General features: G+C 69.9%; 25 protein-coding genes and 3 pseudogenes. 24 read left to right on the forward strand and 4 right to left on the reverse strand.

The features are described 5' to 3' along the window. The 20 genes and pseudogenes from FF041_RS27475 to FF041_RS27570 form a co-directional block, all read left to right on the forward strand. On the forward strand, nt 1–577 hold a 577-nt coding region (locus FF041_RS27475; protein ID WP_153525346.1), incomplete at its 5' end, for an ACT domain-containing protein. 89 nt (nt 578–666) lie between these two features. Next, nucleotides 667–2,220: a signal recognition particle protein gene (gene ffh, locus FF041_RS27480; RefSeq protein WP_323392878.1), complete on the forward strand. Its 1,554-nt coding sequence runs from the start codon at nt 667–669 to the stop codon at nt 2,218–2,220. A gap of 154 nt (nt 2,221–2,374) precedes the next feature. Beyond that, nucleotides 2,375–4,291 carry an ATP-dependent zinc metalloprotease FtsH gene (gene ftsH / locus FF041_RS27485; protein ID WP_153525348.1) on the forward strand — a complete coding sequence of 639 codons (1,917 nt, stop codon included), beginning with the start codon at nt 2,375–2,377 and terminating at the stop codon, nt 4,289–4,291. 199 nt (nt 4,292–4,490) lie between these two features. Next, a complete protein-coding gene (proS, locus tag FF041_RS27490) occupies nt 4,491–5,903 on the forward strand; it encodes a proline--tRNA ligase (protein WP_153525349.1) in 1,413 nt (470 codons plus the stop codon). Nucleotides 5,904–6,194: 291 nt separating this feature from the next. Then, a complete protein-coding gene (locus FF041_RS27495) occupies nt 6,195–6,788 on the forward strand; it encodes a hypothetical protein (RefSeq protein WP_003958960.1) in 594 nt (197 codons plus the stop codon). Between the two features lie 205 nt (nt 6,789–6,993). After that, nucleotides 6,994–7,431 (forward strand): 30S ribosomal protein S16, encoded by a 438-nt coding sequence (rpsP, locus tag FF041_RS27500; protein WP_323372242.1) that lies wholly within the window; start codon nt 6,994–6,996, stop codon nt 7,429–7,431. A 2-nt stretch (nt 7,432–7,433) separates the two neighbouring features. Then, entirely contained in the window at nt 7,434–7,673 is a 240-nt protein-coding gene (locus FF041_RS27505; RefSeq protein ID WP_005311361.1) for an RNA-binding protein, read from the forward strand. Nucleotides 7,674–7,858: 185 nt separating this feature from the next. Then, a complete protein-coding gene (rimM, locus tag FF041_RS27510) occupies nt 7,859–8,503 on the forward strand; it encodes a ribosome maturation factor RimM (RefSeq protein ID WP_323392879.1) in 645 nt (214 codons plus the stop codon). Continuing rightward, nucleotides 8,500–9,321, forward strand: a complete 822-nt coding sequence (trmD, locus tag FF041_RS27515; RefSeq protein ID WP_153525351.1) for a tRNA (guanosine(37)-N1)-methyltransferase TrmD — start codon at nt 8,500–8,502, stop codon at nt 9,319–9,321. Before rimM ends, trmD begins: the two co-directional genes overlap by 4 nt. Before the next feature lie 131 nt (nt 9,322–9,452). After that, on the forward strand, nt 9,453–9,803 hold the full coding sequence (gene rplS, locus FF041_RS27520) for a 50S ribosomal protein L19 (protein WP_153486272.1): 351 nt from the start codon (nt 9,453–9,455) through the stop codon (nt 9,801–9,803). Between the two features lie 87 nt (nt 9,804–9,890). After that, complete coding sequence (lepB, locus tag FF041_RS27525; RefSeq protein WP_153525352.1) at nt 9,891–10,763, forward strand: signal peptidase I; 873 nt, start codon at nt 9,891–9,893, stop codon at nt 10,761–10,763. Next, nucleotides 10,756–11,923, forward strand: a pseudogene (lepB, locus tag FF041_RS27530) (signal peptidase I). The gene lepB (FF041_RS27525) and the pseudogene lepB (FF041_RS27530) overlap by 8 nt, the downstream one beginning before the upstream one ends. Then, nucleotides 11,808–12,737, forward strand: coding sequence for a signal peptidase I (gene lepB, locus FF041_RS27535; protein WP_323392931.1), 930 nt, complete (start codon nt 11,808–11,810; stop codon nt 12,735–12,737). Before lepB (FF041_RS27530) ends, lepB (FF041_RS27535) begins: the two are co-directional and overlap by 116 nt. A gap of 73 nt (nt 12,738–12,810) precedes the next feature. Next, nucleotides 12,811–13,560 carry a signal peptidase I gene (lepB, locus tag FF041_RS27540; RefSeq protein ID WP_153525353.1) on the forward strand — a complete coding sequence of 250 codons (750 nt, stop codon included), beginning with the start codon at nt 12,811–12,813 and terminating at the stop codon, nt 13,558–13,560. After that, on the forward strand, nt 13,547–14,080 hold the full coding sequence (locus FF041_RS27545; protein WP_153525354.1) for an NUDIX hydrolase: 534 nt from the start codon (nt 13,547–13,549) through the stop codon (nt 14,078–14,080). The genes lepB (FF041_RS27540) and FF041_RS27545 overlap by 14 nt, the downstream gene beginning before the upstream one ends. A 54-nt stretch (nt 14,081–14,134) precedes the next feature. After that, entirely contained in the window at nt 14,135–14,443 is a 309-nt protein-coding gene (locus FF041_RS27550; RefSeq protein ID WP_153486264.1) for a DUF2469 domain-containing protein, read from the forward strand. Nucleotides 14,444–14,614: 171 nt separating this feature from the next. Further along, nucleotides 14,615–14,977, forward strand: coding sequence for a YraN family protein (locus FF041_RS27555; protein WP_153486263.1), 363 nt, complete (start codon nt 14,615–14,617; stop codon nt 14,975–14,977). After that, nucleotides 14,977–15,228 (forward strand): annotated as a pseudogene (locus tag FF041_RS27560) (magnesium chelatase domain-containing protein); the annotation flags it as partial. The gene FF041_RS27555 and the pseudogene FF041_RS27560, both read left to right, overlap by 1 nt. A gap of 40 nt (nt 15,229–15,268) precedes the next feature. Further along, complete coding sequence (locus tag FF041_RS27565) at nt 15,269–16,888, forward strand: recombinase family protein (RefSeq protein ID WP_153525355.1); 1,620 nt, start codon at nt 15,269–15,271, stop codon at nt 16,886–16,888. Between the two features lie 186 nt (nt 16,889–17,074). Next, on the forward strand, nt 17,075–17,296 hold the full coding sequence (locus FF041_RS27570) for a helix-turn-helix transcriptional regulator (RefSeq protein ID WP_323392933.1): 222 nt from the start codon (nt 17,075–17,077) through the stop codon (nt 17,294–17,296). A gap of 50 nt (nt 17,297–17,346) precedes the next feature. Here FF041_RS27570 and FF041_RS27575 read toward each other — a convergent pair whose 3' ends face one another. The 3 genes from FF041_RS27575 to FF041_RS27585 form a co-directional block, all read right to left on the reverse strand. Then, nucleotides 17,347–17,514 (reverse strand): hypothetical protein, encoded by a 168-nt coding sequence (locus FF041_RS27575; RefSeq protein ID WP_153525356.1) that lies wholly within the window; start codon nt 17,512–17,514, stop codon nt 17,347–17,349. A gap of 102 nt (nt 17,515–17,616) precedes the next feature. Beyond that, nucleotides 17,617–17,835 (reverse strand): hypothetical protein, encoded by a 219-nt coding sequence (locus tag FF041_RS27580; protein ID WP_153525357.1) that lies wholly within the window; start codon nt 17,833–17,835, stop codon nt 17,617–17,619. Continuing rightward, nucleotides 17,832–18,386: a hypothetical protein gene (locus FF041_RS27585; protein ID WP_228388665.1), complete on the reverse strand. Its 555-nt coding sequence runs from the start codon at nt 18,384–18,386 to the stop codon at nt 17,832–17,834. The genes FF041_RS27580 and FF041_RS27585 overlap by 4 nt, the downstream gene beginning before the upstream one ends. Nucleotides 18,387–18,508: 122 nt before the next feature. Between FF041_RS27585 and FF041_RS27590 the strand changes: the two genes are divergently transcribed. From FF041_RS27590 to FF041_RS27600, 3 genes are read left to right on the forward strand one after another with little or no spacing between them, the layout of a single operon-like run. Then, complete coding sequence (locus tag FF041_RS27590; RefSeq protein WP_323392882.1) at nt 18,509–18,817, forward strand: hypothetical protein; 309 nt, start codon at nt 18,509–18,511, stop codon at nt 18,815–18,817. Then, complete coding sequence (locus FF041_RS27595) at nt 18,792–19,307, forward strand: DUF6879 family protein (RefSeq protein WP_153525359.1); 516 nt, start codon at nt 18,792–18,794, stop codon at nt 19,305–19,307. Before FF041_RS27590 ends, FF041_RS27595 begins: the two co-directional genes overlap by 26 nt. A 9-nt stretch (nt 19,308–19,316) precedes the next feature. Next, the gene (locus FF041_RS27600; RefSeq protein ID WP_153525360.1) at nt 19,317–20,168 is read left to right on the forward strand and encodes a helix-turn-helix domain-containing protein; all 852 of its coding nucleotides are present in this window, start codon (nt 19,317–19,319) and stop codon (nt 20,166–20,168) included. 47 nt (nt 20,169–20,215) lie between these two features. Here FF041_RS27600 and FF041_RS27605 read toward each other — a convergent pair whose 3' ends face one another. Continuing rightward, nucleotides 20,216–20,410, reverse strand: a complete 195-nt coding sequence (locus tag FF041_RS27605; RefSeq protein ID WP_153525361.1) for a hypothetical protein — start codon at nt 20,408–20,410, stop codon at nt 20,216–20,218. A 167-nt stretch (nt 20,411–20,577) separates the two neighbouring features. Between FF041_RS27605 and FF041_RS27610 the strand changes: the two are divergent. Continuing rightward, nucleotides 20,578–21,003: pseudogene (locus FF041_RS27610) on the forward strand (helix-turn-helix domain-containing protein); the annotation flags it as partial.

The raw sequence follows: 21,003 nt of genomic DNA on the forward strand, positions 1-21,003 counted from the left end.
GCGGATCGCCGTCCCCGACCGGCCCGGGGTGCTGCCCGCCGCCGCCGGAGTCCTCGCGCTGCACCGGCTCACCGTCCGCGCCGCCGAGCTGCGCACCCTGGAAGCCACCGAGCTGCGCACCCTGGAACCGGACGACGGCACGGACGCCGGGGCCGTCCTCGTACTGGACTGGCGGGTCGCCGCCGAGTACGGCTCGCTGCCCCAGGCCGCCCGGCTGCGCGCCGATCTCGTACGGGCGCTGGACGGCTCGCTGGACGTCCCCGCCCGGCTCGCCGAGCGGGACGCCGCCCAGCCGCGCAGACGGGGGACTAAGGCTCCGCCGCCCCGGGTCACCGCCCTGCCCGCCGCCTCCCGCCACGCCACCGTGATCGAGGTCCGCGCCCAGGACGCCCCCGGGCTGCTCCACCGGATCGGCTGCGCCCTGGAGGACGCGGGGGCCCGGGTGCGCAGCGCCCATGTCTCCACGCTCGGCGCGAACGCCGTGGACGCCTTCTACCTCACCGGCCCCGGTGGCGGCCCCCTGCCGGAGCCGGCGGCGGCCGAGCTGGCACGGGCGCTGGAAGAACGACTGGACTGATCCATGACGGCGGGGACACGGACTTTCCCCGGCCGGATACCCTGGAGTGCGATTCCTACTGCCCCCGACCCCGAGGACCGACGAGCGCCGTGTTCGATACTCTCTCCGACCGCTTGGCGAATACCTTCAAGAATCTGCGCGGCAAAGGGAGGCTCTCCGAGGCGGACATCGACGCCACGGCACGTGAGATCCGTATCGCGCTGCTGGAAGCGGACGTCGCCCTCCCGGTGGTCCGGGCGTTCATCGCGAACGTCAAGGAGCGGGCGCGCGGTGTCGAGGTCTCCAAGGCGCTGAACCCGGCGCAGCAGGTCATCAAGATCGTCAATGAGGAACTGGTCTCCATCCTCGGCGGCGAGACCCGGCGGCTGCGGTTCGCCAAGACCGCGCCCACCGTGATCATGCTCGCGGGTCTCCAGGGCGCCGGTAAGACCACCCTCGCCGGAAAGCTCGGCCGCTGGCTGGGCGGCCAGGGCCACTCCCCGCTGCTGGTCGCCTGCGACCTCCAGCGCCCCAACGCCGTCAACCAGCTCTCCGTCGTCGCCGAGCGCGCCGGCGTCGCGGTGTACGCGCCGCAGCCGGGCAACGGCGTCGGCGACCCGGTCCAGGTCGCCAAGGACTCCATCGAGTACGCCAGGTCCAAGCAGTACGACGTGGTCATCGTCGACACCGCCGGCCGGCTCGGCATCGACCAGGAGCTGATGCGGCAGGCCGCGGACATCCGCGACGCCGTCAGCCCGGACGAGATCCTCTTCGTCGTGGACGCGATGATCGGCCAGGACGCGGTCAACACCGCCGAGTCCTTCCGCGACGGCGTCGGCTTCGACGGCGTGGTCCTCTCCAAGCTCGACGGAGACGCCCGCGGCGGCGCCGCGCTCTCCATCGCGCATGTCACCGGCCGCCAGATCATGTTCGCCTCCAACGGCGAGAAGCTGGACGACTTCGACGCGTTCCACCCGGACCGGATGGCGTCCCGCATCCTCGGCATGGGCGATGTCCTCAGTCTGATCGAGAAGGCCGAACAGACCTTCACCCAGGAAGAGGCCGCCAAAATGGCCTCCAAACTGGCGAGCAGCAAGGGCAAGGACTTCACGCTCGATGACTTCCTGGCGCAGATGGAGCAGGTCAGGAAGATGGGCTCCATCTCCAAGCTGCTCGGCATGCTGCCCGGTATGGCCCAGATGAAGGACCAGATCAACAGCATCGACGAGCGCGATGTGGACCGTACGGCCGCGATCATCAAGTCGATGACGCCGGCCGAGCGGCAGGAGCCCACCCTCATCAACGGCTCGCGCCGGGCCCGTATCGCCAAGGGCTCGGGTGTCGAGGTCAGTGCGGTCAAGAGCCTGGTGGAGCGGTTCTTCGAGGCCCGCAAGATGATGTCGCGGATGGCCCAGGGCGGCGGGATGCCCGGTATGCCGGGGATTCCGGGCATGGGCGGCGGCCCCGGCCGTCAGAAGAAGCAGCAGAAGCAGGCCAAGGGCAAGCGCAAGAGCGGCAACCCGATGAAGCGCAAGGCCGATGAGCAGGCCGCGGCCACCCGGCGCGAGGAGGCGGCGGCCCAGGGCGGCGCCTTCGGACTGCCGGCCGGCGCCCAGGGCAAGGACTTCGAGCTGCCGGACGAGTTCAAGAAGTTCATGGGCTAGCCCCAGGGCCGGCCCCGGCGGTCACCGAGTCCATGGGCCGAGCCCCGGCGGTCACCACGTCCATGGGCCGAGCCCCGGCGGTCATCGCCGCCATACCGTCGGCACCCGCGTTCGCGCAGGTGCCGACGGTGTTTTTCTGGCTTAACGTCCCGGTATGAACACCCCCGCACCGCCGCGCCGGACCCCGGACGAGCCCTGGCGTTCCGAGGGCGCGCCGCCGCCCGCGCCGCCCCGGAAGCGGATGCCCGGCGGCTGGGGCGGGCTGATCCTCATGGCGCTCGCGGTGTATCTGCTCGCCAATGTGGCGCTCTCGTACTTCAGCGAGCGAGGCGAGCCGACCGTCTCGTACACCGAGTTCGGCAGACAGGTCGACGCGGGCAATGTCTCGAAGATCTACTCCAAGGGCGACGCCATCCAGGGGCAGCTGAAGGAGAAGGCGCCGATCCCCGGCAAGAAGGGCGACTACACCAAGTTCACCACCCAGCGGCCCGCCTTCGCGGCCGACGATCTCTGGCGCGAGCTCACCGCGAAGAAGGTCACCGTGACGGCCGAACCGGTCGTCCAGCAGCGCGGCTTTCTGTCGAATCTGCTGATCGCGCTCGCGCCGATGGTGCTGCTCGTGCTGCTCTGGGTGTTCATCGCCCGCAGGATGGGGGCGGCGATGGGCGGCGGCGCGTTCGCCCGCAAGCCCCCGCCCAAACCGGTCGAGGTCAGCGAGGGCAAGCGCACCACCTTCGCGGACGTGGCCGGGATCGACGAGGTCCAGGGCGAGCTCGACGATGTCGTGGACTTTCTGAAGAACCCCGGCGCCTACCGGAAGATGGGCGCCCGGATGCCCGGCGGGGTGCTGCTCGCGGGCCCGCCCGGCACCGGGAAGACCCTGCTGGCCCGCGCGGTGGCCGGAGAGGCGGGGGTGCCGTTCTTCTCCGCCTCGGCGTCCGAGTTCATCGAGATGATCGTCGGCGTCGGCGCGGGCCGGGTCCGGGAGCTCTTCGCCGAGGCCCGCAAGGTCGCCCCCGCCATCGTCTTCATCGACGAGATCGACACCATCGGCCGGGCCCGGGGCGGCGGCGGCCTCGGCGGCCATGACGAGCGGGAGCAGACGCTCAACCAGATTCTCACCGAGATGGACGGCTTCAGCGGGTCCGAAGGGGTGGTCGTGCTCGCCGCCACCAACCGCGCCGATGTGCTCGACCCCGCGCTGACCAGGCCCGGCCGCTTCGACCGCATCGTCCAGGTCTCCCCGCCCGACCGGGCGGGCCGGGAGGCCATTCTGCGCATCCACACCCGTGAGATCCCGCTCGCCGACGATGTGGATCTGGCCCGGGTCGCCCGTACGACACCGGGGATGACCGGCGCGGAGCTCGCCAATCTCGCCAATGAGGCGGCGCTGCTCGCGGTGAAGCGCCGGCAGTCCGAGGTCACCCAGGCGGATCTGTCCACCGCCCTGGAGAAGGTGCAGCTCGGTGCGGAGCGACCGCTGGTGATGTCGCGGGAGGAGCGCCGCCGCACCGCGTACCACGAGAGCGGCCACGCCCTGCTGGGAATGCTCCAGCCCGGCGCCGACCCGGTCCGCAAGGTCACCATCGTCCCGCGCGGCCGGGCCCTCGGGGTCACCCTCTCCACCCCGGACGCGGACCGGTACGCCTACACCGAGGACTATCTGCGCGGCCGGATCATCGGCGCGCTCGGGGGAATGGCGGCCGAGCACGTCGTCTTCGGAGTGATCACCACGGGCGCGGAGAGTGATCTCGAACAGGTGACCGGGCTGGCGCGGGGCATGGTCGGCCGCTGGGGGATGAGCGAGCGGGTCGGGCGGCTGACCGCGATCCCCGCCGACGCCCAGGTGGCGTACGGACTCTCCGCCGCGCCCGCGACGCTGGACGCGGTGGACCACGAGATGCGCCGGATCGTGGACGAGTGCTACGAGAGCGCCTGCCGCCAGCTGCGCGACAACCGGGACCGGCTGGACGATCTGGCCGCGGCGCTGCTGGAGAACGAGACTCTGGAGGAGGAGGCGGCCTACCGCGCCGCCGGGATCACCCGGCTCTCCAAGGACGCTCCGGGGTAGCGGGCGGTGGGCCTGTCGGGGCGGCGTCCGGGGTCCCGGGGTCCGGGGTCCGGGGTTCCGCGTCCCGGGCCCCGGCGTCCCGAGGTCTCGGGCCCCCGCGTCCAGAAGGCGTACGCCGTCGCCCGACCGCCCCGGGCGTGCGCCCCCGGCACCCCAACGGCCCCGTACGGCGGACCCGGGCCGCCGTACGATGCCCGCCATGGCAAAGGCACCCGTCCTCACGCCCCGGGCCGAGGACTTTCCCCGCTGGTACCAGGAGCTGATCGCCAAGGCCGAGCTGGCGGAGAACGGCCCGGTGCGCGGCACCATGGTCATCCGGCCGTACGGCTACGGTCTGTGGGAGCGGATGCAGTCCGAGATGGACGCCCGCATCAAGGCGACGGGCGCGGAGAACGCCTACTTCCCGCTCCTCATCCCCCAGTCCTATCTGACCCGCGAGGCGGAGCACGTCGAAGGCTTCGCACCCGAGCTCGCGGTGGTCACCCACGCCGGCGGCAAGGAGCTGGAGGAGCCCGTCGTCGTACGCCCCACCTCCGAGACGATCGTCAACGCCTCGTTCGCCACCTGGGTGCGGAGCTACCGGGATCTGCCGCTGCTGATCAATCAGTGGGCCAATGTGGTCCGCTGGGAGCTGCGCCCGCGCGTCTTTCTGCGGACGACCGAATTCCTCTGGCAGGAGGGGCACACCGCCCACGCCACCCGCGAGGAGGCCCGCGACTACGCCGCCCGCATCCACCGGGAGGTGTACGCGGACTTCATGACCGAGGTGCTCGCCATCGATGTGGTCCTGGGGCGCAAGACGCCCCGGGAGCGGTTCGCCGGGGCCGTCAACACCCTCACCCTGGAAGGGATGATGGGCGACGGCAAGGCCCTCCAGCTGGGGACCAGCCATGAGCTGGGCACCAACTTCGCCAGGGCCTTCCAGATCCGGTATCTCTCCGCGGAGGGCCGTCAGGAGCCGGTCTGGCAGACCTCCTGGGGGACCTCCACCCGGATGCTCGGCGGGCTGATCATGTCGCACGGCGACGACGACGGGCTGCGGGTCCCGCCGCGGCTGGCGTCCGTTCAGGCGGTGGTGACAGCGATCAAGGGCGAGGAGTCGGTGACCGCGGCCCGGGAGATCGCCGGCCGGCTGACCGCCGCCGGGCTGCGGGTGCGGATCGACGACCGCGTGGACGTCCCGTTCGGCCGCCGCGCGGTCGACTGGGAGCTCAAGGGCGTACCGGTACGGATCGAGGTGGGCCCGCGCGATCTCCGGGCGGGGACCGCGACGCTGGTCCGCAGGGTGCCCGGGGGCAAGGAGCCGGTGCCGCTCGCGGCGCTGGCCGGACTGCTGCCCGGGGTGCTCGAAGAGGATCAGGCACGGCTGCTGCGGGAGTCCCGGGAGCGGCGGGAGTCCCGTACGGCCGAGGTGCGGACGGCGGCGGAGGCCGCCGAGGCGGCGCTCTCGGGCGGCTGGGCGCGGATTCCCTGGGCGGTCCTGGGCGAGGAGGGCGAGGCGGCGCTCGCCGGGCAGGGGGTGTCGGTGCGCTGTCTGGTCGCCGAGGACGGGTCGGTGCCCACGGCGGACGACGCGCCCGGTAGTGTCGCGATCGTCGCGCGCGCCTACTGACGCGCGCCTGCTGACGCGCGCGCCTGTTGAGCGGAGCCGTACGCCGGGCCCGCGACGCCGACACGCCGGAGCGGGACGCGCGTCCGCCGGGGGACACGCCGGCCGGGGGAGCCCGGACGCGGGGCGCGCGAGCGGTGTTACGCACCACCTTGACGGAAACCAGGGGACTTCGCCGCAGATCCGCGCACCCGACCCTCCTGGGGAGGCATCAATGCCAACTGACGGGTACGTGCAAAATATTTGGGATGCCCCGGAATGGAACCCGGGGCATGTCCGGCTCGTTATCACGACGTGAGCACGACACCACCTGTTCTCGCCGCAGAGCTGGCACAGGCGTGGGCCGATATTCAGCGGCACCACCCTGAACTGCCCGACCTTGCCGCGCCCGAGTCCCTGATCGGAGAGTCCTCGTCCGCCTGCGGCGCCGAGCTCTCCTTCGAACGACTGCTTCATGAGGCAGTCCATGGCATCGCCGCCGCGCGAGGTGTCCGCGACACCTCACGCGCCGGCCGCTACCACAACCGCAGATTCCTGGCGATCGCCGAGGAAATGGGCCTGGACCACGCCGAGGAGCCGCACCCCAGCAGCGGCTTCTCGCTGGTCGTGCTCAGCCCCGAGGCCAAGCGCCGCTACCGCCCCACGATCGACCGGCTCCAGCGCGCCCTCAAGGCGCACACGGTCGCGACGGCCTCCGACACCAAGCGCTCCTTCCGCGGACCCGCCGCCAGGCACGGCTCCTCGGGCGGCGGTGTGCGGGTCAAGGCCGTCTGCGACTGCGGTCGCAATGTGCGGGTGGTGCCCTCGGTCCTCGCCCAGGCGCCCATCGTCTGCGGGGGCTGCGGCAAGCCCTTCCGTATCCCCGAGCCGGTCGCCGCGGCGAGCTGACCCCCGGACCGGCCGCCTGACGGGGGCGGCGCAGGACCGGGGGAGGCGTGCCGCCGGCGTGTGGCACAATGGACAGCTGTACTCGACAGTCGCATAGGACCCCTCTCTCCTCCGGCTGACGCGTCCATCGGGCACTCCGAGTACCGCAACCCCACGTGGCATCTTGTTGTGCCCAACCACGTCAAGACCAGGAGACACCACTTCCGTGGCAGTCAAGATCAAGCTGAAGCGTCTGGGCAAGATCCGTTCGCCTCACTACCGCATCGTCGTCGCCGACTCCCGTACCCGCCGTGACGGCCGGGCCATCGAGGAGATCGGCCTGTACCACCCGGTGCAGAACCCCTCGCGCATCGAGGTCAACTCGGAGCGCGCGCAGTACTGGCTGTCCGTCGGCGCCCAGCCGACCGAGCCGGTTCTCGCGATCCTGAAGCTGACCGGCGACTGGCAGAAGCACAAGGGCCTGCCGGCCCCGGCGCCGCTGCTGGTGGCCGAGCCGAAGGCGGACAAGCGCGCCGCGTTCGACGAGTTCGCCAAGGCCCTCGAAGGCGGCGAGCCGAAGGGTGAGGCCATCACCCCGAAGGCCAAGAAGGCCGACAAGAAGGCGGACGACGCGGCTGAGGCCGCCGAGTCGACCGAGGCCTGAGCATGCTCGAGGAGGCTCTTGAGCACCTCGTGAAGGGCATCGTCGACAACCCCGACGATGTGCAGGTCGCCTCGCGCAACCTGCGCCGCGGGCGTGTGCTGGAGGTCCGGGTCCACCCCGATGACCTCGGTAAGGTGATCGGCCGCAATGGCCGCACCGCGCGCGCTCTGCGTACCGTCGTGGGCGCCATCGGCGGCCGTGGTATCCGCGTCGACCTCGTCGATGTGGATCAGGTCCGCTGAACAAGTTGGACACCGGCTCGGGCCGGGGAGGGCCATTCGGCCGTCCCCGGCCCGTAGTCGTATCGGCGTATACGGGGTAGTACGCCCGTATGCGCTCTCTGAGACGCCTGAGCCGTCCGGGCTGGATGCGTCGCTGTATGAGTCGTAATGAGTCGTATGAGTCGTATGACAGAAGAGAGTGCGAAGTGCAGTTGGTAGTCGCCCGGATCGGCCGCGCCCACGGCATCAAGGGCGAGGTCACCGTCGAGGTGCGTACGGACGAGCCGGAGCTGCGGCTCGGTCCCGGGGCCGTGCTGGCCACCGAACCGGCCGCCATAGGGCCTCTGACGATCGAGACCGGCCGGGTGCACAGCGGCAGGCTGCTGCTGCGCTTCGAGGGCGTACGGGACCGCACCGGCGCCGAGGCGCTGCGCAACACCCTGCTGATCGCCGACGTGGACCCCGAGGAGATGCCCTCGGACCCCGAGGAGTACTACGACCATCAGCTCATCGATCTCGATGTGGTCACGGTGGACGGGACCGAGGTCGGCCGGATCACCGAGATCAGCCATCTGCCCTCGCAGGATCTGTTCATCGTGGAGCGGCCGGACGGGAGCGAGGTGATGGTTCCGTTCGTGGAGGAGATCGTCACCGAGATCGATCTGGAGGAGCAGCGGGCTGTGATCGACCCGCCGCCCGGGCTGATCGACGACCGTGCGGAGATCGCCTCCGCCCGTGACGCCGAGGCCGCCGGTGAGGCCGAGACCGCCGGGGGTCCCGAGTCCGAGCCCGAGTCCGGTTCCGCCCGGGGGGCCGGTTCCGCCGGGGACGCCGAGGGCGGGGCCCGATGAGGCTCGACGTCGTCACGATCTTCCCCGAGTACCTCGAACCGCTGAACGTCTCCCTCGTCGGCAAGGCGCGCGCCCGCGGCCGGCTCGACGTCCGGGTGCACGATCTGCGCGAGTGGACCCACGACCGCCACAACACCGTGGACGACACCCCCTACGGCGGCGGTCCGGGCATGGTCATGAAGACCGAGCCCTGGGGCGACGCGCTCGACGAGACCCTGGCGAACGGGTACGAGTCCGGCGCCCATGACCCCGTCCTGGTGGTGCCCACCCCGAGCGGACGCCCTTTCACCCAGGAGGTCGCCGTGGAGCTGGCGCACCGCCCCTGGCTGATCTTCACCCCCGCCCGTTACGAAGGCATCGACCGCCGGGTGATGGACGAGTACGCGACCCGGATGCCGGTGTACGAGGTCTCCATCGGCGACTATGTGCTGGCCGGCGGCGAGGCGGCCGTTCTGGTGATCACCGAGGCCGTGGCCCGGCTGCTGCCCGGGGTGCTCGGCAACGCCGAGTCCCACCAGGACGACTCCTTCGCGCCCGGCGCGATGGCGAATCTGCTCGAAGGGCCCGTCTACACCAAGCCCCCCAGCTGGCGCGGGCGTGCCATCCCGGATGTGCTCGTCAGCGGCCACCACGGGAAGATCGCGCGCTGGCGCAGGGACGAGGCGTTCCGCCGTACGGCGCTGAACCGGCCGGATCTGATCGAGCGCTGCGACCCCGCCGCCTTCGACAAGAAGGACCGGGAGACCCTCTCCATCCTGGGCTGGGCCCCCGAGCCCGGTGGCCGATTTTGGCGCAGGCCGCCGGCCGTGGAAGAATAGGCCGCTGCCGTGCGTCCGGCGTGCGCCCCTGCCACAGGGGGACACGACGCCCGCTCCGACGCGGCGGCCCCCTGATTCTCATCCTCTCTCCCGCTGATGACCTGTGGCATCGGCGAAGAAAGCAGACGAACATGTCGCACGTGCTCGACGTCGTCAACACCGCCTCGCTGCGGTCCGACGTCCCCGCCTTCCGTCCCGGTGACACCGTGAACGTCCACGTTCGCGTCATCGAGGGCAACCGCTCCCGTGTCCAGCAGTTCAAGGGCGTCGTCATCCGCCGCCAGGGCTCGGGCGTCAGCGAGACCTTCACGGTCCGCAAGGTCTCCTTCTCCGTCGGCGTCGAGCGGACCTTCCCGGTGCACAGCCCGATCTTCGAGAAGATCGAGCTCGTCACCCGTGGCGACGTCCGCCGCGCCAAGCTGTACTACCTCCGTGAGCTGCGCGGCAAGGCCGCGAAGATCAAGGAGAAGCGCGACAACTGAGCTCTGGGCGCACCGCGCCCGAGGCTCTGAGCTGCCGCTCAGCGCGCGCCGGGGTTCACAGCGAGGCCGGATAGGCTTCGCCTTCGTATGGACACCGCAGCGAAGCACACAGAGCGCGATCACTCTTCCGACCCCGACGCCGGGGACGCGGCAGAGGGGTCGCGCTCCGTGCTTTTCCGGGGCGGCCGGTCCAGGGAGGGCACCGGCCCCGGCGCCGGCCCCGGCACCGCGCCTTCCTGGCGGCGGACGGGCGTCCTGGCGCTGGTGATCACCACGCTGGTCCTGTTGTTCAGCCGGTTCGTCGTCCAGCCGTTCCAGATCCCCAGCGGCTCCATGGAGCCGACCCTGCGCGTCGGGGACCGGGTGCTGGTGAACAAGCTGGCGTACCGCTTCGACGGAGAGCCGCGCCGAGGGGATCTGATCGTCTTCGACGGCAGGGGCTCCTTCGTCCAGGGGGACCCGGCGGGGAACCCCGTCGGCGAGGCCGCGCGGGAGGTCCTCGCGGCGCTGGGGCTCACCGAGCCCGACGAGACCGACTTCATCAAGCGTGTGGTGGGCGTGGGCGGCGACCGGGTGGTCTGCTGCGACGCGTCGGGGCGGGTCTCGGTGAACGGGACGGCGCTCGACGAGGGATATCTGCGCCCCGGTGACGCGCCGTCCGAGGTCCCTTTCGACATCGAGGTGCCTCCGGGCAGGCTATGGGTCATGGGCGACCACCGGAGCAACTCACGCGACTCCCGTGATCTCCTCGGCGCGCCCGGCGGCGGCATGGTGCCCGTGGAGAAGGTCGTCGGGCGGGCGGACTGGATCGGCTGGCCGCTGGGCCGGTGGACCTCGCTGGAGCGCGCCGATGTGTTCGCCCGCGTACCGGATGCGCCCTCCGGAGGGCATCAGGGGGCATCCGGCGGCTCCCCGGGCCGGGGGAGCCCGCCACCGGAGCCCGGTGGAGCGCATGGGTAGCCGCAGGCGCCGGGCCGGACATCGGGCCGGCGCCCGGCTGCCGACGGGCACCCGGGCCACCGACGGGTACCGGGCCACTGACGGCTCCTGGCCCACCGACGCCGCCCGGCCCGCTGACGGCTCCCGGCCCACCCACGGCTCCCCGGCCCTGCCGGGCAGGGCGGAGCGCCGCAGGCTCGCCCGGAAGGCCGAACGCGGACGGCGGCGGTCCGCCGTCCGGGAGATCCCGCTGCTGATAGGCGCGGCGCTGCTGATCGCCCTGGTTCTCAAGACGTTTCTCGTGCAGGCGTTCGTCATCCCGTCCGGTTCGATGGAGGAGACGATCCGGATCCGGGACCGGGTGCTGGTGGACAAGCTCACACCGTGGTTCGGCTCCCGGCCCCAGCGCGGCGATGTGGTGGTCTTCAAGGACCCCGGCGACTGGCTCCAGGGGGAGAGCGCCCCGGCGGAGAACTCCGATCCGACCGTGGTCGCACAGCTCAAACGGGGACTCGCCTTCATCGGGCTGCTCCCCTCCGACGATCAGCAGGAACTGATCAAGCGGGTGATCGCGGTGGGCGGCGACACCGTGAAGTGCTGCGACGGGGACGGCCGGGTCACCGTCAACGGCGTACCGCTGGAAGAGCCCTATCTGAAGCCCGGGAACGCGCCGTCGGCCACGGCGTTCGAGGTCGAGGTGGAGCCGGGCCGGCTGTTCGTCATGGGGGACCACCGGGCAGATTCGGCCGATTCCCGCTTCCACCTCGGCGAGAAGGGCCAGGGCACGGTCCCCGAGGATCTGGTGGTGGGGCGGGCCATGGTCATCGCCTGGCCGGTCGGCCATTGGCGCAGGCTGGAGGAGCCGGAGACATACGCATCGATCCCGAACGGGCGTACGGGGGAAACCGCTGGGCCTCCGCTGTCGCATAGGGTGGCCCCCCAGGATCGAAACGGAATGGTCCTGCTCCCGAGCCCTGCGGAACTCCCGATCGTTATGGGAGTAGTGAGCCTGCTTCTTCTTCGGGGCAGGCGGTTCGCACGAAGTGAGGAGTGGATGTGGGGGACGTGGCGGTCGGCGCACGGTCCGGACACGAGCAGCCGGAGGACAGGCCGGGAGAGCCCGCCGGGTCCCTGGGCGCCGTGACGGGCGACCATCCGACGGGGCAGCCCCCGGCCGGTGACAGCCCCGAGGGTCAGGGGGCCGACGGAGATGGCGCGCAGCGCAGGAATCAGCGGTCGTTCTGGAAGGAACTGCCGCTGCTGATCGGTATCGCGCTGATTCTCGCGCTGCTGATCAAGACCTTCCTGGTGCAGGCGTTCTCCATCCCCTCGGACTCGATGCAGAACACCCTTCAGCGGGGTGACCGCGTGCTCGTGGACAAGCTCACGCCGTGGTTCGGCTCGGAGCCCGAGCGCGGTGAGGTCGTGGTCTTCCACGATCCGGGCGGCTGGCTGGACGGGGAGCCCACCCCGGACCCCAATGCGCTCCAGAAGTTTCTGAGCTTCATCGGTCTGATGCCGTCGGCCGAGGAGAAGGACCTGATCAAGCGGACGATCGCGGTCGGGGGCGACACGGTGGAGTGCCGTAAGGGCGGCCCGGTCAAGGTCAATGGGAAGGCGCTCGACGAGCCGTACATCTTCCCCGGCGACACCCCCTGTGACGACCAGCCGTTCGGTCCGTTCAAGGTGCCCGAGGACAAGATCTGGGTCATGGGCGACCACCGGCAGAACTCCCGGGACTCCCGCTACCACATGGAGGATGTGAACGGCGGCTTCGTGCCGGTGGACGAGGTCGTCGGACGTGCCGTGGTGATCGCGTGGCCGATCGACCGCTGGGCCACCCTCTCGGTGCCCGCGACCTACGACCAGCCCGGTCTCAACGCGGCGGCGTCCGTGGCCGTTTCGACCGCGCCGCTGGCGATGGGGGCCCTGGGCGCGCTGCCCATCGTCCTCTGGCGCCGTAAGCGGCTGACCGCGGGGGATACCGCCCGGTAGGGTGCCGTCCCGGATCGCTGGAACCCCGGGGGACCGCCCCGGGGCCGGATCTCCGAGGTGGGGAGCGGACGGGATGGAGTCAGAACGCGAGGAAGACGGCCGCGGCCGGCTCGGCAGTACGCTGTCGGGCCTGGCCGTGGCCGTCGGCTCTGTGCTCTTCCTCGGCGGGTTCGGCTGGGGCGCGCTGGTCTACCAGCCGTATACGGTGCCGACCGACTCCATGTCCCCGACCGTGGCCGCGGGGGAGCGGGTGCTGGCCCAGCGGCTGGACGGGGACCGGGTGCGGCGCGGGGACGTGGTGGTGTTCCGGGACGCCGACTGGGGCGGCAGCCCGATGATCAAGCGGGTGGTGGGCGTCGGCGGGGACACGGTCGCCTGCTGCGGTGACGGCGGCGGACTGACGGTCAACGGGGAGAGCGTCGAGGAACCGTATCTGAGCGGCCGGGGACCGGCCTCGCCGGACGCCTTCACGGCGAAGGTGCCCGAGGGGCGGATCTTTCTGCTCGGCGATGAGCGGATGGGCTCCCTGGACTCCCGTACCCACCTCAAGGACCCTGGACAGGGGGCCGTGCCGAGATCGGCGGTGGTGGGGCGGCTGGACGCCATCGCCTGGCCGCTCAGCGGCGGGGTGATCGAGCGTCCGGAGAGCTTCGCGGCGCTGCCCGGAGGGATCTCCGAGGTCGGTCCGGTCCGGTGGATGGCCGCCTCGATCGCTGCCGGAGCGGCGCTGATCCTCGGAGGGGCGGCGTACGGACCTCTCGCCCGGCTGCTGGGCCGGCGGGGCGCGGGACGTGGAAGGGCGGTCGTGGATGCCGGGACCTGAGGCGCCGGAGGCTCCGGGGGCCGTGGCGGGGGCGGCCGGAGAGCCGCGCAAGGTGGCGAGGGTCGTCCTGCTCGACCCCCGGGACCGCATTCTGCTGATGCACGGCTGCGAACCCGACGACCCGGACGACGACTGGTGGTTCACCCCGGGCGGCGGTCTGGAGGGCTCCGAGACCCGGGAGGAGGCCGCGCTGCGCGAACTGGCCGAGGAGACCGGGATCACCGAGGTCGAACTCGGACCGGTGATCTGGCGGCGGATCTGCTCCTTTCCCTTCGACGGACGGCGCTGGCACCAGGACGAGTGGTACTTCCTGGCGCGTACCGCGCAGACCGCCGCGGCCCCGCGCGCCCTCACCGAACTGGAGCGGCGCAGTGTCACCGGGCTCAGGTGGTGGACTTCCGCCGAACTGTCGTCGGCGCGTGAGACGGTGTACCCGACCAAGCTCGCCGGGCTGCTGCGCACGCTGCTCGACGAGGGTCCTCCGAGCACGCCTGTGGTCCTCGCCCCGGAAATCGTCTAGGGGCGTAAGGGCTGGCGCACAATAGGGGGACGCACGGCTGAAGGGGAACATGCCATGAGCGCCGAGGACCTCGAAAAGTACGAGACCGAGATGGAGCTGAAGCTCTACCGGGAGTATCGAGACGTCGTCGGACTGTTCAAATACGTGATCGAGACCGAGCGCCGCTTCTATCTCACCAATGACTATGAGATGCAGGTCCATTCGGTGCAGGGCGAGGTCTTCTTCGAGGTCTCGATGGCGGACGCCTGGGTCTGGGACATGTACCGGCCCGCCAGGTTCGTCAAGCAGGTCCGAGTACTCACATTCAAGGATGTGAACATCGAGGAGCTGAACAAGAGCGATCTCGAACTTCCGGGTACCTGAGGCGTCGTCCTCTCCGGGCGGCTGTGTGACCCCCGTGACCCTCTCCAGGTAACTGAGGCACCCGTTCCGGTGGCCGGGTTATCCACAGCGGCCCGGTTATCCACCGGAATCCATCAAGATCCACAGCGGGGGCGGCGGTCCGTCACAGTCGGTGCCGGAGGTGGTGCCGATATGAACGGTACGGGGGCACTGGGGCGGTACGGCGAGGAGTTGGCGGCGCGGCTGCTGACCGAGGCCGGGATGACGGTCCTGGCGAGGAACTGGCGCTGCGGACGGGCCGGCGAGATCGACATCGTCGCCCAGGACGGCGACGCGGTGGTCGTCTGCGAGGTCAAGACCCGCAGACCGGGCCCGTTCGGGCACCCCATGGCCGCCGTCACCCCCGCCAAGGCCGACCGGCTGAGACATCTCGCCGAGTGCTGGCTGCACCGGCACGGCCAGCCGCCGCCCGGCGGGGTCCGCATCGATCTGATCGGGGTGGTACTGCCCCGGCGCGGCGCCCCGCTCGTGGAGCACGCCCGGGGGGTGGCCTGATGGCATTCGCCCGTACGTGTTCGGTGGCGCTGGTGGGCGTCGAGGGCGTGGTGGTGGAGGTCCAGGCGGACCTGGAGCGCGGTGTGGCGGCGTTCGCCCTGGTCGGACTGCCGGACAAGAGCCTGGTGGAGAGCCGCGACCGGGTCAGGGCGGCGGTGGTGAACTCGGGGGCGGAGTGGCCCCAGATGAAGCTCACCGTCGGGCTCAGCCCGGCCTCGGTGCCCAAAGGCGGCAGCGGATTCGATCTAGCGAATCCTTTCTAAATGCCCTTCTACCATGCCAGCATGAAGCATGCTGCTCACGGACCCGGCCAGCGGTCGACAGATAGTCAGATGCTTCATCTACGCCCGCATGAGTGCCGACCGCGAAGGTGCCGGCCTCGGCTGCGAGCGGCAGATCGAGGACTGCTATGCCCTGGCCGAACAGCTCTCCACGCCGCAGGCCGAGTACCGCGTCGTGAAGGTGTTCCAGGACAACGACCTGAGCGCCTACTCGGGTAAGCCGCGCCCTGACTACATCGAGATGATGGACGCCCTCCGATCTGGCGACGGCGATTGCGTGCTCGCCTGGCACACGGACCGGCTGCACCGATCCCCGGCTGAGCTGGAGACGTACATCGATGTCTGTGAGCCGCGACGCATTGACACCCGCACGGTGAAAGCCGGTCACCTCGACTTGACGACCGCCACCGGCCGGATGATCGCCCGCCAGCTCGGCGTCCAGGCCCGGTATGAGGTCGAGCGGATGGTGGAGCGCCAGCGCCGTGCCCGGGACCAGATGGCGCAGCAGGGCCGCCACTTCGGTGGCCGTCGCCCGTTCGGGTACGAAGACGACCATGTCACTCCGCGGTCCATGGTGTGCCCTGAGTGTGCGGCGGGCGGAGGCTTCTCCATCACGAGGGTCTGTGATGGCTGTGGAGCTGCTGGAGCCTTCCATGCTGGCGAGGAGTGCCGGGACTGCCGTGAGCGCCACAGCTTCGCCGTGAGGCCCCTGTGTGGTGCCTGCGGGGCCTTCGGGGTGGTGGAGCCCGCGTCTGAGGCCGCTTACGCCGATGAGGCGGCCGACGCTGTTCTTGCCGGCGCTTCGCTGCGGTCCATAGCCGCTGACTGGCGCAAGCGCGGTATCGCAACGAGTACCGGGGGGGACTGGGAAGGCCCAGAGGTCGGCCAAATGCTGCTGAGGCCCCGGAACGCTGGCATCGTGAAGCACCGTGGGAAGGAAGCGGGCCGGGCCGGGTGGGTGCCCATCATTGAGGAGTCGAAGTGGCGGAGCGTCGTCGCCATCCTCACGGACGAATCCCGTCGGATCACTCCCGGGAACCAGCGCAAGTACCTGGGCAGCAATATCTATGTGTGTGGGGTCTGTGGTGCCACCATGCGGGCTGCAACCGCGGGCGCCGGGCGGGGTTCAAAACCCAGACCGTCATACTCGTGCAGGGTCAGCAAGCATCTGACGCGGCAGCGGGACCTCCTGGACGACTTTGTGCAGCTTGCTGTGCTGGAGAGGATTTCTCGCCCCGATGCGGCGGATCTCCTGGCTGACCGCGACGACCCAGTGGATGTGCTTGGTGCGCAGACGGACATGAGGGAGGCCCGGGGGACCCTTGATGAGCTGGCTGCCGCGCTGGGTGCGGGGGAGATGGACATGCAGGAGTGGCGCGTCGCGTCCCAGTCCGCGAAGCAGCGCCTTGAGAAGGCGCAGGTGGCGCTGGCGGGCGCGGTGAAGGCTAACCCGGTCGTCGGGCTGGTAGGTGCCGAAGATCCGGATGTGGCGTGGGCCGCGCTGGATCTCTCTCGGAAGCGAGCGATAATTGCGACTTTGATGACGATCACGGTGCTGCCTGCCCGGCCGGGGCGGATGCCGGGTGGGGGGTACTGGGACCCGGACGCGGTGCGTATCGAGTGGAAGTGAGCACGTCATGGTGACGCCCCCGGCCTCGGGTGAGGCTGGGGGCGTCGTGGCTCCGATCCGCCTGGGGGTTGGACTCGGAGCCCGCCTTTAGGGTGTGCGCGAGGGAAATGTACCTGACTGGGTACAGACAATCAGCCATGATCATTCGAGCGTGGGCGGGTGTCCGTCGATCCGCCACCGCCTTGGGTGCTCACCGCCCGCCGGGCGTTCGGCGACCGCATTCGCGATGCTCGACTCGCTGCCGGGCTGAGTCAAGAACGCCTCGGTGAGCTAGTCGACGCAGACCGGAAGACTATTCACCGCATCGAGTACGCGATCAGCGACCCGCCCCTCACCCTGCTTTTTCGGATCGCCCGCGCAGTGGGCGTTCCTCTGTCTGAGCTGGTGTCTGAGGACGACTGCGAGTAGAGGCCCCGGCCCGCGCGACGGGGTACCTGCGGGCCGGGGCGGTCTCCGGGTCAGTAGGGCAGTTCGTCGTCCAGGGCGCGCTCGGGCCCCGGGGTATCGGGCGCCACGACCCCGGTGACCTGGTCGAGCTGATCACGCATGGCGATCGCGGGCGCAGTAAGCCCGAGTAGTGCGAGCGCTGTGAGGGCGGTTCCGAGGGCGCGGTCGTAGGCGTCCATGGGTCCTCCAGGGGGTGTGTGGTCAGCCGGCCCCCACCACCCTGGGGCGGGGGCCGGCCGTTCCCGCCCGGGTTAGGGACGGGGGTCTGAAGGTGGGCAGGGTCAGGGGCAGGACCAGACCTCGACATCGAGGACGTGGGCGCCGGACCGTCCGCGGATCCAGCCGCAGTAGACGGCTCCCCGGCGGAGTGGCCGGTCGCAGGCGAAGCAGCGGTAGCCCTGGTACGCCCACCAGGTCAACTCACGTATGGGCGGCTTCTTTTTCAGGCGGCAGCCGCGCCGCGCGAAGACCGGTACGGCGGGCCGGACGGGAGCGGTCATCGGGCGGGCTGGCGGAACGTCGTGGGCTCGGGGATGAGCTGCTTATGGCCGTGCTCGATCAGCGCGGCGACGGTGCTCGGGTCGCACAGGTGGCCGGGTTGGGTCATGGGGACGCACCAGTGGAGTTGGGTGTGTTTGGTGAGGTCGGTGTGGGGGACGCCGATCCAGGCCCCCGTCCCGAGGCAGCGGGCGAGCCCGCACGTCCACGACTCTGTGGTGTCGGGCGGTACGAGCGCGTAGTACCAGCGGGCCGGGTCGCAGATGACCGGGCCGTCCAGGGCGGCGGTCAGGTATTCGGCGACGGTGGCATGGATCGCGCTGTCGGCGGCGGCGTGGACGAGCTCGGCCGGGATGCGAACCGCGTCGAACCGGCGGCCTGCTGGGAGCATGGTCTGGGGGCCCTTGCGCCAGCCTTCCCACGCGATCTCGGGCTGGTCCAGGGATTCGGCGAGCCACTGACCGGTGGCGCTGTGCGCTGGCTTCCGGGGGTACGGCGGTGCGGCGGCTCGACCGATGAATCCGGCAGGCTGTGCGGGGGTGGTCATCATCATGCTCCCCAGTCGTATGGGCGACGCGACGCCGACGACCGTAGGGACCGCGACTGATCAACTTCCATAGACATGCACGAACTTGCACGCAGGACCACTCGGCCCTGCATGGCTCAATCGCGGCCTTGACCCTGCTGAACAGGCTCCTCGATGGTTGTGCAAGTCCTAGCAAGCAGACTGCGATGGAGGGCATCATGGCGCTACGGTTCATCGGAATCGACCCGAGCACAGACGAGAAGAACTGCCCCCGGGTCTGGGTGGACCCGACGAAGGAGGAGTTCGTCTTCCAGGGCTGGAAGGCTGATTCCGACCTTGAGGAAGAGGTCCGCGAGACAGGGCCGCTGCCCGATCACGAAGCAGTAGTGCGGATCCCCATCCGGATGGTGCACATCTTGAGAGAGGCATGCGATGCAGTCGATCCCGACGTTCGATGATCTGCTGGCTGACGCCAAGAGGTCAGCGGTCCACCTGGAACTGCGGGACAGCTACTACAGCAACCCGCGCTTCGAAGCCTGGCGGCAGGGAGCCCGCGTCGACTGGAGCGACCGCGGCACCTGGTGGCGGCCCTTCCACCAGCAGATCGCCGACGCCGTCGCTCGGGGTGTAGTTGTGCGCCGGGCCCGAGTGGTCTCCGAACCGGTCACGGACTACATCCGCTGGGAGCACTACGTCACCCACGCTAACGTCACGTCCGGCGAGGAGGTTCGGTGGCTGCCACGGCGTCAGGCATCAGACCTCCTGGTACCCGGGAACGACTTCTGGATCTTCGACGGCGACATCGTCGAGATCCACCACTTCTCCGGTGACGGAACCTTCCTGGAGGACGAGTACATCACCGACTCGCCCACAGTCGGCCTGTGCTGCGACGCGTTCGAGCGTGTCTGGGCGCGGGCAATCCCGCACGCCGACTACGAGATCCGCTAACCCCGATCCATGGCTACATCCCCGTCGTCCAGCGCCCAGGCCGCGCGCGAACATGTCGCAGCGCGGCTCCGTGAGATTCGTCTGGACGCGGGGATCACCAAGCGCGAGCTGGCGGCTCGGGCGGGCTGGCATGAGTCGAAGTCGTCGCGTCTCGAAGCCGCGCGGACCGCGCCGTCCGACGACGATATCCGCGCATGGTGCCGTGTGTGCGGTGCGGAGAATGAGGCTGCTGGCCTAATCGCGTCGTCGCGACACGCAGACTCTCTCTACGTTCAGTGGAAGCGCCTTCAGAGTACTGGACTGAAGCGCCTTCAAGTCTCTTCGTTGCCACTCTTTGAGCGCACCCAGAATTTCAAAGTTTACTGCTCCAATGTGATTCCTGGATTTCTCCAGACACCCGGATATGCGACGGCGCTCCTGCGTAATATCCGCGCCTTCCGTGAACTTCCGGATGATGTCGCCGACGCCGTCGCAGCCAGGATGGAGCGGTCCCGACTCGTCCGGGAGGGCGCGCGCAGGCGTCTCGCGATCCTCCTGGAAGAGCCCGTACTGCGTTACCGCATAGGGGGAGCGGGTGTGATGGCCGGACAGTTAGGGGGAGTTCTCTCGGCTATGGACTTACCCTCCGTGTCGCTGGGGGTCATTCCAGTCGACAAGGACCGTCAGATGTGGCCGATCGAATCTTTCACCATTTTTGATGACGAGCGAGTGGATCACGAGCCGCTTTCCGCGTCTGTGAAGATTATCGAGCCCGAAGAGGTGGCTCAATACAGGAAGGCATTTCGGTGCCTGTATGAGCAAGCGGTGTACGGGGCAGAGGCGCGGGCGCTGATTGTGAAGGCAATCGACGCCCTGAACTAGTCCCCGCCGCCCGTAAGGAGGCGGGGACTGAGCGGTCCGGGTCAGTCCTACCCGTAAAACAAGCCCTGGTGATCCTTGATCACCTTGTCCCGCTCGGCGGGGGACATGCTGTCCATCCGGCCCACGGAATCCCAGTCGATCTCGGCGTCCGGGTCGACGGCGGTCAGGTGCTCGATCAGCAGCTCCACGAACTGGCGGCTCGCAGGGTCCTGCGGCATGTCGATGGGTATCTCAATGTCCACGGTTCCTCCGTCATCGGTGTACGGGCATGCTGTCAGCACCGGGCGGGCGCGTCGGGCGTATGCAGGATCTGCATACGGGATATCCACAGGGCGCATAAACCGCCACCAGGCGTCCGAGGGGTGCTGTCATGGGCACACACCACCCCTTTTCTCCGGCAGGAGGACACATGCCCATGCCCGTGACCATCCCTATGCCCGACGACGGTGGCGACATCGCCGCCTGCTTACGACAGGTCACCGCAGCAGGCCGCCATCTGGACAACGCGCTGCCCGCGCGCCAGCTGCTGCCCGCCGCCCGGCAGACTCTGCGTCTCGCCGCACAACTCGACACCGGCGACGGCCCCCGCCGGGACCTGTCAGCCGCCCACTCCGAAGCCCGGTCGTTCCTCGCGTGGCTGAGCTGGGACGCAGGCGATGTGACAGCCGCCCGCGACCACTACGGCCAGGCGATCCAGACGGCCCGGGACAGCGGCCACCAGCTCCTGCACGCCTACCAGCTCGGGAGTCTCGCCCAGTTCGAGGCGCGTCTCGGGAACCCGGTGGCAGCGATCACGGCCGCGGACCGCACCCGGCGGGCTCTCGGCCCGGACGCG

Origin of the sequence: Streptomyces jumonjinensis (assembly GCF_009600885.1) — a bacterium.
Lineage (GTDB): Bacteria > Actinomycetota > Actinomycetes > Streptomycetales > Streptomycetaceae > Streptomyces > Streptomyces jumonjinensis.

Bases quoted from the DNA above. Each gene is read 5' to 3' on its own strand.
- ftsH (WP_153525348.1), top strand. From the start codon at position 2,375: ATGAACACCCCCGCACCGCCGCGCCGGACCCCGGACGAGCCCTGGCGT.
- FF041_RS27545 (WP_153525354.1), top strand. From the start codon at position 13,547: ATGCCGGGACCTGAGGCGCCGGAGGCTCCGGGGGCCGTGGCGGGGGCG.
- FF041_RS27565 (WP_153525355.1), top strand. From the start codon at position 15,269: ATGCTGCTCACGGACCCGGCCAGCGGTCGACAGATAGTCAGATGCTTC.
- FF041_RS27555 (WP_153486263.1), top strand. From the start codon at position 14,615: ATGAACGGTACGGGGGCACTGGGGCGGTACGGCGAGGAGTTGGCGGCG.
- FF041_RS27550 (WP_153486264.1), top strand. From the start codon at position 14,135: ATGAGCGCCGAGGACCTCGAAAAGTACGAGACCGAGATGGAGCTGAAG.
- FF041_RS27505 (WP_005311361.1), top strand. From the start codon at position 7,434: ATGCTCGAGGAGGCTCTTGAGCACCTCGTGAAGGGCATCGTCGACAAC.
- FF041_RS27595 (WP_153525359.1), top strand. From the start codon at position 18,792: ATGCAGTCGATCCCGACGTTCGATGATCTGCTGGCTGACGCCAAGAGG.
- FF041_RS27600 (WP_153525360.1), top strand. From the start codon at position 19,317: ATGGCTACATCCCCGTCGTCCAGCGCCCAGGCCGCGCGCGAACATGTC.
- lepB (WP_153525353.1), top strand. From the start codon at position 12,811: ATGGAGTCAGAACGCGAGGAAGACGGCCGCGGCCGGCTCGGCAGTACG.
- FF041_RS27575 (WP_153525356.1), bottom strand. From the start codon at position 17,514: ATGGACGCCTACGACCGCGCCCTCGGAACCGCCCTCACAGCGCTCGCA.
- FF041_RS27580 (WP_153525357.1), bottom strand. From the start codon at position 17,835: ATGACCGCTCCCGTCCGGCCCGCCGTACCGGTCTTCGCGCGGCGCGGC.
- lepB (WP_153525352.1), top strand. From the start codon at position 9,891: ATGGACACCGCAGCGAAGCACACAGAGCGCGATCACTCTTCCGACCCC.
- FF041_RS27585 (WP_228388665.1), bottom strand. From the start codon at position 18,386: ATGATGATGACCACCCCCGCACAGCCTGCCGGATTCATCGGTCGAGCC.
- trmD (WP_153525351.1), top strand. From the start codon at position 8,500: ATGAGGCTCGACGTCGTCACGATCTTCCCCGAGTACCTCGAACCGCTG.
- rplS (WP_153486272.1), top strand. From the start codon at position 9,453: ATGTCGCACGTGCTCGACGTCGTCAACACCGCCTCGCTGCGGTCCGAC.
- proS (WP_153525349.1), top strand. From the start codon at position 4,491: ATGGCAAAGGCACCCGTCCTCACGCCCCGGGCCGAGGACTTTCCCCGC.